We start from the raw sequence: 10,384 nt of genomic DNA on the forward strand, positions 1-10,384 counted from the left end.
ACAGAGGGCAGAGTGAGAAGCGAACTTCTCGGCCGCCAGCGGCGCGCCGCCCTCGTTGGTGGGGCGTATATAGTCGGGGGTTACTCGAACCGTCAACACCGATTTCGAACTTTTTTGAATTTTTTGCGACAAATTTTTCGACGGCTATGTTTCGCCAGCCAACCGCCCCTGCGGCACGCCCGCAGCCACCCGCACCAAGCCCTATTGCCGCCGCATTGCGGTCGGACACCGGACATACAAGCAAGGCGCCCGCGTACGCGTGAGAGCCTCGACCGCAGACGACAAGAGCCGCGTTTCTAAGAGACGTGTGATTGGGGATATCGGCCCCGGCTTGCCGCTTCGTTTGACTTCACTGGCTGCGACAGGCAAATGTCATGGCCGCAACGAACAACGACAAGCCGTTTCGCCCGGGGAAGAAGCAGCCTTTCTGGATGCCAGACACGGAAGATGTCATAGCCGAACTCGGCAACGAGCCGCCGCTGATCGCGGACGGCCGCAGCGGTCCGCCTGACCGCCGCGAGGTTTCGGCACGTTGGCTTTCGGGCACGTTCCTGACCGGGGTGACCTCGAGCGTGCTGATGGGCGTGGCCTTGTTCGCAGCCCTTGACGGTCGCCAGCAGCTGGCGACGCCGCCTGAAATCGCCGAGCTCATCAACCTCGCCAGCGGCGGCGACGATTCCGGCGAGCAGGCCAAGACGACCAGGCTGGTCGCGCCGCGCCAGATCGCCAGGGCCAAGGACCGCCGGCGCATGGAAGTATCGATGGTCACCAAGGTCGGTGACCGCGACGTCATCCACACCATGCCGTTCGTGCAGATCAAGATGGCGCTTGCGGCCGGTCACACCACCAGCCGTCCCTACCCGCCATTCGACCCGATGCAGGTCTTCGGCGACGACGGCGACGACAACGCTCAGCCAGCTTCCGCCACGGCGGTCGCCGGCCAGATCTATGGCGCCAAGGTCGAAAGCGAGATGAGCCTGAAGACGGTCGACTTCCCGATCGAGACGGCATCCTTCGACGAAAAGAGCGACCTCTCCGCCGACGAGGTGGAAAAGGTGGTGCGCGAAGCCGGCAACGGCCTGAGCGACGGCGCCGTTCAGGTTGCGGCGCTTCATTATGTCGACCCGCAGCGCTTCGGCGACGCCTTCGCCGAGAGCATGGCGGGTTCCTACGACGTCAAGATCACGCCGGAGAACGTCTCGGTGGCGCCGCGCGCCACGCCGGACGACCAGACGCCGGCCTTCGCCGAGGAAATCATCCCTTTCACCGAGGACACCGATATCACCGAGGCCTTCGCTGATTCGGGCTACACCGGCGATGACGCCACCGGCATGTCGGAAGCGATCGGCAAGCTCTTGAACGCGACGGCGCTCAAGGCCGGAACGGTGCTGCGCGTCGGTCTGGAGGTGCGCGGCGACGTCGCCAAGGTGGTCCGCACCAGCGTTTACGACCGCACCACGCATATCGTGACCATCGCGCTCGACGATCGCGGACAGTTCGTGCCGGCGCAGGAGCCGGAGCCTAATCCCGAATTGCTGACGGCGTTCGACGATTCGCAGCCGGTGGTGGTGCGCGGCAACCTGCCCAACGTCTATGACGGCATCTATCGAGCCGCCTATTCTTATGGCATGTCGAAATCGATGACCCAGAAGCTGATCAAGCTTCTTGCCTCGGACGTCGACTTCCAGTCGCGGCTTTCGCCGTCGGACCGTCTCGAGGTCCTGTTCTCGCAGCCCGACGGCGACGACCAGACCTCCGACAATTCGGAGCTTCTCTACGTCTCAGCCACCTTCGGCGGCCAGACGCGCAATTTCTATCGCTTCCAGATGCAGGACGGCGGCACCGACTATTTCGACGAGAACGGGTCGAGCGCCGAGCAATTCCTGCTGCGCAATCCGCTGCCCGCCGGCAAGTTCCGCTCCGGTTTCGGCGCTCGCCGGCACCCGATTCTGGGATATGTGCGCATGCACACCGGCGTCGATTGGGCCGCGCCCATCGGCACGCCGATCATCGCCGCCGGCAACGGTGTTGTCGAAAAGGTCGGCTGGGCCGGTGGCTACGGCAAGCAGATCATCATCCGCCACGCCAATGGCTACGAGACCTCCTACAATCACCAGAGCGCTTTCGCCAAAGGGATCGAGCCGGGCGTGCGCGTGCGTCAGGGCCAGGTCATCGGCTATCTCGGCCAAACCGGCCTCGCCACCGGCCCGCACCTCCACTACGAGCTGATCGTCAACGGCACCAAGGTCGACCCGATGCGCGTCCGCCTGCCGGTCGGCAAGGTGCTGAAGGGCGACGATCTCGTCGCCTTCAAGCGCGAGCGCGAGCGCATCGACGACCTGCTCAAGCAGGAAGACGGAAATTCGCTGAAGGTTGCCAGCGCCAAGACCGATTCGCAGCTTCCCAACTAATCCGGCGAATCGCCCGTCTGCCGCGGCCAGGGCAGCGCCTGTCCGGGCACGGTGAACCAGGCGATGATCGACGATAGCAGGCAAAGCAGCGTCGTGACGGCGGCAACAGCGGCAAAGGCCGAATCGCTTGCCGCAATCCTCAACGCGTCGAGATTGGCCGCGAGCCCGGACGCCGGCGGTTCGCCGAAACCGGGCATGCCGGCGGGGCTGCCGGTCGATCGCGCATAGACGAAAGCCGCGAGCGAGCCCATCGCCGCCACCGCGATCAGGCCGCCGATGCGCGAGACGGCATTGTTGATGCCGGATGCCGCGCCCGTGTCCTTGTCCTCGACGGAGGTCATGATCGCCGTCGACAGCGGCGACACGACGAGCGCCATGCCGAGCCCCATCACCGCCATCAGCGGAAAGGTCCCGGTCCAGAAATTGTGGATCCCGGCATGGGCGAGCAGGGCCATGCCGGCAAAGGCGATGGCGACGACCAAGCTGCCGGCGGCGATCGGCAGGCGCGGGCCGATCTTGTCGGACCACTGGCCGACCGGCCCCGACAGCAGCGCGATCAATGCCGACAGCGGCAGGAAGATGAAGCCGACCTCGGCCGAACTCAGTCCCCAGCCCGCGATCAGAACCATGGGCAGGTAGAACAGGTTCGCCGACAGCGCGAAATAGAGGAAGAAGGTCGCGAGATTGGCGCCGGCGAAGGCCCGGATGCGAAACAGGCCGAGATCGATCATCGGCTCGCGCTGCCAGCGCTCATAGAGAATGAAAATGAAAAGCAGGACGACGCCAGCGACGATCGCCGGCCCGGCCATTATCCCGCCGCCCTCGGCGTTCATCGCCGTCAGCCCATAGGCCAGCGCCCCGAAGGCGAGCGTGGCGAGCGCGGCGCCCCCGAGGTCGAGGCTGCGCTTTTCGGTCGGCTGGTCCGCCGGTATCTTGGCGAGCAGCAGATAGATCGAAACCAGTCCGAGCGGCAGGTTGACGGCAAAGATCGCGCGCCAGACACCGTTGCCGAAAGTCGACAGCACGAACCCGCCGAGCACCGGCCCGAGCGCCGTCGTCATCGCCGAGGCCGCGGCCCAGATGCCGATCGCCCGGCCGCGCTCCTTTTTCGGATAGGCCTTGGCGATGATGGCGAGGCTGCCCGGAACCATAATGGCGGCGCCAATGCCCTGGATGGCGCGGAACGCGATCAGCACCGCCGGATTGGGCGCCAGGGCGCAGGCGAGCGATGCTGCGATGAAGAGCGCGATGCCGGTCACGAATGCGCGCCTTAGGCCGAATCGGTCGCCGGCGGCACCACCGGCCAGAATCAGCGCCGAAAGCGTCAGCGCATAGGCGTTGGAGATCCATTGCGCTTCCGCCAGGCTGGCGCCGAGATCGACGCGCAAGGCCGGCATGGCGATCGCCAGGATCGAACCGTCTATGAAGCCGAGCGCCGAGGCCAGGATTGCCGCGACCAGTACGAACTTGCGCTGCGTCTGCGGGCAAAAGGTGCCGTTCGCGCGCGTCGCGGTCGAAAGCGAATCGGCTGTGGCTTCACTCGAGGAAGGCATGAAAACCTGCTTAGCTCTCCGGCGTATCGGTAACAACGAGCCAGAAGATTGCAGTTCTGAAACCAGTTTGGTGACGGCATGGCCAGGAAGGTAGCTATCGTAAATGCAAACGAGCCGTCGCGTAGTAGGTTCCGGCCCGTCATTCCAGAAGGGGAAGAGCCAGCCTATGCCTCATCACCCGCTGCTCAGCGCGGGTTCATCCTGGCGCTGCAGCTGATCTATGCAACCGCCCTGCGCGGCTCATTGCTGCGCAAAATCATCGACTGAAGACCCGCCGACGAACTCGACGGTCACGCCCGGCGACACCAGCTTGGCGAGCTCTCGCGCATCCCAGTTGGTCAGGCGCACGCAGCCGTGGCTTTCGGTCTTGCCGATCTTGGAAGGATCGGGCGTGCCGTGGATGCCGTAGGTCGGCTTGTCCAGCGCGATCCAGACCGAGCCGACCGGACCGTTCGGCCCCGGCGGGATGGTCAGGATCTTGTCGTTCTGGCCCTGCTTGAAATTGATGCTGGGATTATAGGTGTAATTGGGATCGAGCGCGATGCGCGACACGGTGTGGATGCCGGTGGGCGACGGCGTGTCGGCCGAACCGATGGTGGCCGGATAGGCTGCGACCAGCTTGCCGCCCGCGTCATAAGCGAAAACTTCCTTCTTGTCCTTGTCGGCGACGATGCGGGCAACCGGCGTCGACACCAACTGGCCGAAATTGGCGACCTTGACGATGGTCCCGGGACGGTTGAAGTCGAGGCCTTTGTTGATCGACTTCAGATAGCCTTCGTCCATGTGGAAGCGCTCGGCGAGCGCCTCGGTGACCGAGGTGTAACCCATGCGGTCGAGCTTGGCCTTCTGGCTGTAATCTTCCGGGATCGAGGCGACATAGGGTCCGGCCACGTCCTCGGGCGTGATCGTGTAGGAGGCGAAGGCGTCGCCCCCCGACTGGGCGAGCGCCGCCTTGATGGCGGCCGAGTCGGTCGACTTCAGATTGCTGCCGGTGATCTGGTTGTAGGCGGCCAGGGCCTTGTCGACATTCGAGCCGAAGCGGCCGTCGATGACTCCCGGCGAGGCGCCGGCGCGGTCGAGCAGCACTTGAAGTTCGGCCACGTCCTGGCGCACGCCGAGCGAAAGCGACGGATCGACGGTGGCCTTGCCGCCCGTGTCCGGCGGCAGCGCGGCCTGGGTCTCCGGATTGACTTGCAGCACGTCCCCCTGCCCAGGGTGCGGTTCGATCGATGCTTCGTTCAGCGGCTCGCGCTTGATGGTGTCCGACCCTGGCGCCTCCGGATAGGTTGTGGCATACCCTTCGTCGCTCGGCGCCGGCGGATAGGCCTCGACGGAATTGCCGCTGTTGGAATCGTAGTCGTCGACCGGCGGCGGGATATACCGGCCGTTCTCGTCCAGCTGCCTGCGGCGGAAGCGGGCCATGTCGTCGGGATCGTCTAGATAATAACGGTCGTCATCCTCGACGGGCGCACGCCCGAGTTCCTGCATCCGCAACTGACGGCGCAGCGCCCGGCGATCGGGCCGGGTCTGCGGCGGCTGGATGGCGATCACCTTTCCGGTATCGGCATCGACAAGTACCCGGTTGCCCCTGGCATCGTAGTAAATGTCGATATTGCCGTCCTGGGCGAGCAGGAGCGCGCCGTGTTGAGCGGGCCGAACCGTCTTCTGCGCGCCTTCCAGACTCGGCGCTGCGAGCGCGCCGGAAGCGGCCAGTCCGGCCACAAGTGCCGAAAGGGAAAAGATCGTGCGCAGCATGTGGGTCAGGCTCTCCGGTCGGCTCGGTCTTGCTGGGCGAACCCTTCGCCAGCAAACCAGTTACCAAAACTAAGGTTCCAATATGAACCGGGCATGAAGATGGCGGATTTCCGGCGTTTCACCATGGTCCCCAACCGAATGTCAGTGCAGCCCCAATTCGCTGCGCGCCAGTTTCGTCAGCTTCAGCACGACCAGGCGGTGGCTTTCGCGCAGGTAGTCCTTCAGCGCGGCATCATCCACGCTTTGGCTTGTCTGGCGCTGGATCCATTTCATGCCGCGCGACGCGAGATAGGGCGCGGGCCGACAGCCCGGCTGTTCCTTCAGCACGTCAAAGGCCATGTCGGAGCATTTGAAGGTAACGAAGACCTCGCCTTCCCGGTCGTGGCCGCCGATCGCGAACACCTTGCCGCCGACCTTCCAGACGTGAGCCCCGCCCCACTGCACGACATGGGTCGTGGCGGGCAGCGTGGCGCAGAAGCCGTTATAGTCCTCGAGCTTCATTGGAATCGGCCCTCCAGGACCCGCGATCAAGCTCGGTTTTGCCGCAGGGCCCTGTCGAAAAGCAAGAGCGCGCCGCCCTGCCGGATGCGACGCGCTGCTGGTATCCTGTTTGCACTCCGGACGGAGAGCGCCAAAGGCTTTTCCTGGGATTGCTCCGGTCACATGCCCCGGCTCGACTCAGGCGGCGGCTTCAGCCGCCACCACCGTCGGCTTCGAACGGAAGTTCAGGCGATCGGAACCGGCGGTGACCTTGACGGTCGAGCCGTCGAGAATTTCGCCGAGCAGGATCTTCTCCGCCAGCGGATCCTGCAGTTCCTTCTGCATCACCCGCTTCAGCGGCCTGGCGCCATAGGCCGGATCGTAGCCCTTGCCGGCCAGCCACTCGATCGCATCGTGATCGAGCGACAGCGTGATCTTGCGATCGACAAGCAGGTTCTCCAGCCGCTTGAGCTGAATCTCGACGATGCGATCCATATCCTGGCGGCGCAGCCGGTGGAACAGGATCACCTCGTCGACGCGGTTGAGGAATTCCGGACGGAACGAGGCTCTCACCACGCCCATCACCTCGTCGCGCACGGCATCGACGTCCTGGTCATCGCGGAGATTGACCAGATATTCGGCGCCGAGATTGGAGGTCATGATGATCAGCGTGTTACGGAAGTCGACCGTGCGGCCCTGACCATCGGTCAACCGGCCGTCGTCGAGCACCTGGAGCAGCACGTTGAACACGTCCGGATGCGCCTTCTCGATCTCGTCGAACAGCACGACCTGGTAGGGCCGGCGCCGCACCGCTTCGGTGAGCGCGCCGCCCTCCTCATAGCCGACATAGCCGGGAGGCGCGCCGATCAGCCGGGCGACCGAGTGCTTCTCCATGAACTCCGACATGTCGATGCGCACCATGGCGCTCTCGTCGTCGAACAGGAAGGCGGCGAGCGCCTTGGTGAGCTCCGTCTTGCCGACGCCGGTCGGACCCAGGAACATGAACGAGCCGATCGGCCGGTTCGGATCCTGCAGACCCGCACGGGCGCGCCGCACGGCCTTGGAGACCGCCTGCACCGCCTCGCCCTGGCCGACGACGCGCTTGCCGATCTCGTCCTCCATACGCAGCAGCTTCTCGCGCTGTCCCTCAAGCATCTTGTCGACCGGAATGCCGGTCCAGCGTGACACGACATGGGCGACGTGGTCAGGCGTGACCACCTCTTCCACCATGCCGGCCTTACCGTCCTGGGCTTCGGCTTCCTTGAGCTTCTTCTCCAGCTCCGGGATCTTGCCGTAGGCAAGCTCGCCGGCGCGCTGGAACTCGCCCTTGCGCTGGGCAATCGCCAGCTCGTTGCGCATCTCGTCGAGCTGCTTCTTCAGGTCGGCGGCAAGGCCGAGCTTGTGCTTTTCGGCCTGCCACTTGGCGGTCAGCTCGGTCGACTGCTCCTCGAGGTCGGCTAGATCCTTCTCCAGCTTGGTCAGCCGGTCCTTCGAGGCGTCATCCTTCTCGACCTTCAGCGCCTCGCGTTCGATCTTGAGCTGCATGATGCGGCGGTCGATCTCATCCAGCGCCTCGGGCTTGGAATCGACCTGCATCCTCAACCGCGATGCGGCTTCGTCCACCAGGTCGATCGCCTTGTCCGGCAGGAAACGGTCGGCGATGTAGCGGTTGGAAAGCGTCGCGGCCGAAACCAGCGCCGAATCGGAGATGCGCACCTTGTGGTGCTGCTCGTATTTCTCCTTCAGGCCGCGCAGGATCGAGACAGTGTCCTCGACCGTCGGCTCGTCGACGAAAACGGGCTGGAAGCGGCGGGCGAGCGCCGCGTCCTTCTCGACATGCTTGCGGTATTCGTCGAGCGTGGTCGCACCGACGCAGTGCAGCTCGCCGCGCGCCAGCGCAGGCTTCAAAAGGTTCGAGGCGTCCATCGCGCCATCGGCCTTGCCGGCACCGACCAGTGTGTGCATCTCGTCGATGAACAGAATGATGCCGCCTGCGGCGGAAGTGACTTCCGACAGTACGGCCTTCAGCCGCTCCTCGAACTCGCCCCGATACTTGGCGCCGGCAATCAGCGCGCCCATGTCGAGCGCCATCAGCCGCTTGTCCTTCAGCGATTCCGGCACGTCGCCATTGACGATGCGCAGCGCCAGGCCTTCGGCGATCGCCGTCTTGCCGACGCCGGGCTCGCCGATCAGCACGGGATTGTTCTTGGTGCGGCGCGACAGCACCTGGATGGTGCGGCGGATCTCGTCGTCGCGGCCGATGACCGGGTCGAGCTTGCCCGCCCGCGCATCCGCGGTCAGGTCGCGGGCGTATTTCTTCAGCGCGTCGTAGCCCTGCTCGGCACTGGCCGAATCGGCGGTGCGGCCCTTGCGGACATCGTTGATAACCTGGTTCAGCGCCTGCGCGGTGACACCGGCCTTGGCCAGGATGTCGGCGGTCTTCGCCGACTTCTCCATGGCGAGCGCCTGCAGCAGCCGCTCCACGGTGACGAAGCTGTCGCCGGCCTTCTTGGCCAGTTCCTCTGCGGTCGAAAACACCTTGGCAAGCGGCTGGGCGAGATAGAGCTGGCCGTTGCCGCCTTCGACCTTGGGCATAGCCTCCAACGCCGCCTCGACGCCGAGCTTCACGTCGCGAATGCTGCCGCCGGCGCGCTCGATCAGAGACGCGGCAAGGCCCTCGTCATCGTCGACGAGCACCTTGAGCATATGTTCGGGAGTGAATTGCTGGTGGTTGCGCGAGAGCGCCATGGTCTGCGCGGACTGGATGAAACCGCGCACGCGCTCGGAATATTTCTCCGTATTCATGTATGTCTCCTTCCATCACCGGCCCGCTTTGCGGCACCGGATCAGATTGCGGTGACGGACCCGCTCATTCGAGCCGAGTCCTGTTCAGCCGAGATATGGTGTATTAGCTCAGGTCTCTCAAGACGCCCTGATCTCGGTCAGCGCAGAATATTCTAGGGCCTGGTCGCCCGAAGCGCGCAGCGATTTTGGGCGAATATTAGGCATTAAAACAACGGCTTAAATGCTGCGGCTGCGTGACGCGCGACATCGACGGCTTCATGATCGTCCACCGCTCGCGCCCAGGGTGACGAGAAGCTCGTCCAGTTGCCCGAACGTCTCGCCCATCGCCTCCGCCGCACCGGTGCCGGCAGCGTCGAGAGCCTCCTTCGAGGGATAGAGCTCGTGCAGGACCAGCAGCGTCTTGCCACCTTTTTCCTCGAAGGTCACCGTCGTGACGGGTCCACCCTCACCGCCTTCCTCATTGGTCCAGACGAGGCGCGACTGCGGTGTCACTTCGATGTACCTGCCGAAGAACTCGTCAAGGTTTGAGCCATCGTGGCCGAACGCCAAACGGTACCTGCCCCCGACACGGACATCCATCTCGCAGGAACGCAGCACCATTCCCATCGACTTCGGCGCCCACCACTGCTTGAACAGCTCAGGCTTGGTCCACGCCTCGAACACGATGCGCGCCGGAGCGTTGAAGGTTCGCGTGACGACGAGCTCGCGGTCCGACGTCCGTTCCACAGTCGTGCGGTTCTGCATCGGTGTGGCTCACTCCCTTTGCTTGCGTCCATCGACCTTCTCCTTTCGTTTCAGTTCCTCGACCACCTTGTCCAACCCGTCGAAGCGTGCGTCCCAGAGCTGGCGGTACCTCTCGATCCATGCCGCCTCTTGCTCCAGCCCGCGCAGGCCGAGCTTGCAGGTCCGCACACGCCCGATCTTTTCCGTGCTGACGAGCCCCGCTTGCTCCAAGACACCGACGTGCTTCTTCATGCCCGTGAGGGTCATGTGGAACTTCTCGGCCAGTTCCGTGATCGAAGCGTCCGCACGGCCGAGCTGCCCCAGCACGCCGCGTCGGGTCGCATCCGAGAGCGCGGCGAATGAAGCATCGAGGCGGGTCTTGATATACTGAACCATATGGTTCAGTATTAGCGCACAAATTACCGCCATGCAAGGAAACGAAAGCGCGTCGCGCTGAAACGGATTCAGGCGACGTGCTTTAGGCACGCACAACGAAAAACGGCGGAGAAACCTCTCCGCCGTCAGACTGCTGACGAACCCCGTCGATTTTCGGCGGGGTTTTGTTTTGCAGATTGATTGCGCTTGGGAAATTGGTGGCGGGAGCGGATGTCAGGAGGCCGCCGACGCAGATTTGGCCTCAGGCGAGGACCGGTTTGG

7 protein-coding genes are annotated in these 10,384 nt (G+C 64.3%); 1 reads left to right on the forward strand and 6 read right to left on the reverse strand.

Going from position 1 to position 10,384, the window contains the following annotated elements:
- The first annotated feature begins 431 nt into the window (after nt 1-431).
- Nucleotides 432-2,411, forward strand: coding sequence for a M23 family metallopeptidase (locus CK221_RS29225; protein ID WP_066990472.1), 1,980 nt, complete (start codon nt 432-434; stop codon nt 2,409-2,411).
- Here the strand turns inward: CK221_RS29225 and CK221_RS29230 are convergent.
- The 6 genes from CK221_RS29230 to CK221_RS29255 form a co-directional block, all read right to left on the reverse strand.
- Nucleotides 2,408-3,964, reverse strand: a complete 1,557-nt coding sequence (locus CK221_RS29230) for an MFS transporter (RefSeq protein ID WP_095780247.1) — start codon at nt 3,962-3,964, stop codon at nt 2,408-2,410. The two genes, CK221_RS29225 and CK221_RS29230, sit on opposite strands and share 4 nt — an antisense overlap.
- Nucleotides 3,965-4,204: 240 nt before the next feature.
- On the reverse strand, nt 4,205-5,719 hold the full coding sequence (locus tag CK221_RS29235; RefSeq protein WP_095780248.1) for a L,D-transpeptidase family protein: 1,515 nt from the start codon (nt 5,717-5,719) through the stop codon (nt 4,205-4,207).
- 141 nt (nt 5,720-5,860) lie between these two features.
- Nucleotides 5,861-6,220: an MmcQ/YjbR family DNA-binding protein gene (locus tag CK221_RS29240; RefSeq protein WP_066990072.1), complete on the reverse strand. Its 360-nt coding sequence runs from the start codon at nt 6,218-6,220 to the stop codon at nt 5,861-5,863.
- 177 nt (nt 6,221-6,397) lie between these two features.
- Complete coding sequence (gene clpB / locus CK221_RS29245) at nt 6,398-9,004, reverse strand: ATP-dependent chaperone ClpB (protein ID WP_067319047.1); 2,607 nt, start codon at nt 9,002-9,004, stop codon at nt 6,398-6,400.
- A 255-nt stretch (nt 9,005-9,259) separates the two neighbouring features.
- Nucleotides 9,260-9,748 carry an SRPBCC family protein gene (locus tag CK221_RS29250; protein WP_067319049.1) on the reverse strand — a complete coding sequence of 163 codons (489 nt, stop codon included), beginning with the start codon at nt 9,746-9,748 and terminating at the stop codon, nt 9,260-9,262.
- Nucleotides 9,749-9,757: 9 nt separating this feature from the next.
- Nucleotides 9,758-10,123 (reverse strand): helix-turn-helix domain-containing protein, encoded by a 366-nt coding sequence (locus CK221_RS29255; protein ID WP_095780249.1) that lies wholly within the window; start codon nt 10,121-10,123, stop codon nt 9,758-9,760.
- Nucleotides 10,124-10,384 lie beyond the last annotated feature (261 nt).

The organism is Mesorhizobium sp. WSM3868, from assembly GCF_002294785.1.
Classification (GTDB): Bacteria; Pseudomonadota; Alphaproteobacteria; order Rhizobiales; family Rhizobiaceae; genus Mesorhizobium.

Excerpts from the sequence above, each read along its gene's own strand:
- CK221_RS29225 (WP_066990472.1), top strand. The coding sequence starts at position 432 with ATGCCAGACACGGAAGATGTCATAGCCGAACTCGGCAACGAGCCGCCG.
- CK221_RS29230 (WP_095780247.1), bottom strand. The coding sequence starts at position 3,964 with ATGCCTTCCTCGAGTGAAGCCACAGCCGATTCGCTTTCGACCGCGACG.
- CK221_RS29235 (WP_095780248.1), bottom strand. The coding sequence starts at position 5,719 with ATGCTGCGCACGATCTTTTCCCTTTCGGCACTTGTGGCCGGACTGGCC.
- CK221_RS29240 (WP_066990072.1), bottom strand. The coding sequence starts at position 6,220 with ATGAAGCTCGAGGACTATAACGGCTTCTGCGCCACGCTGCCCGCCACG.
- clpB (WP_067319047.1), bottom strand. The coding sequence starts at position 9,004 with ATGAATACGGAGAAATATTCCGAGCGCGTGCGCGGTTTCATCCAGTCC.
- CK221_RS29250 (WP_067319049.1), bottom strand. The coding sequence starts at position 9,748 with ATGCAGAACCGCACGACTGTGGAACGGACGTCGGACCGCGAGCTCGTC.
- CK221_RS29255 (WP_095780249.1), bottom strand. The coding sequence starts at position 10,123 with ATGGTTCAGTATATCAAGACCCGCCTCGATGCTTCATTCGCCGCGCTC.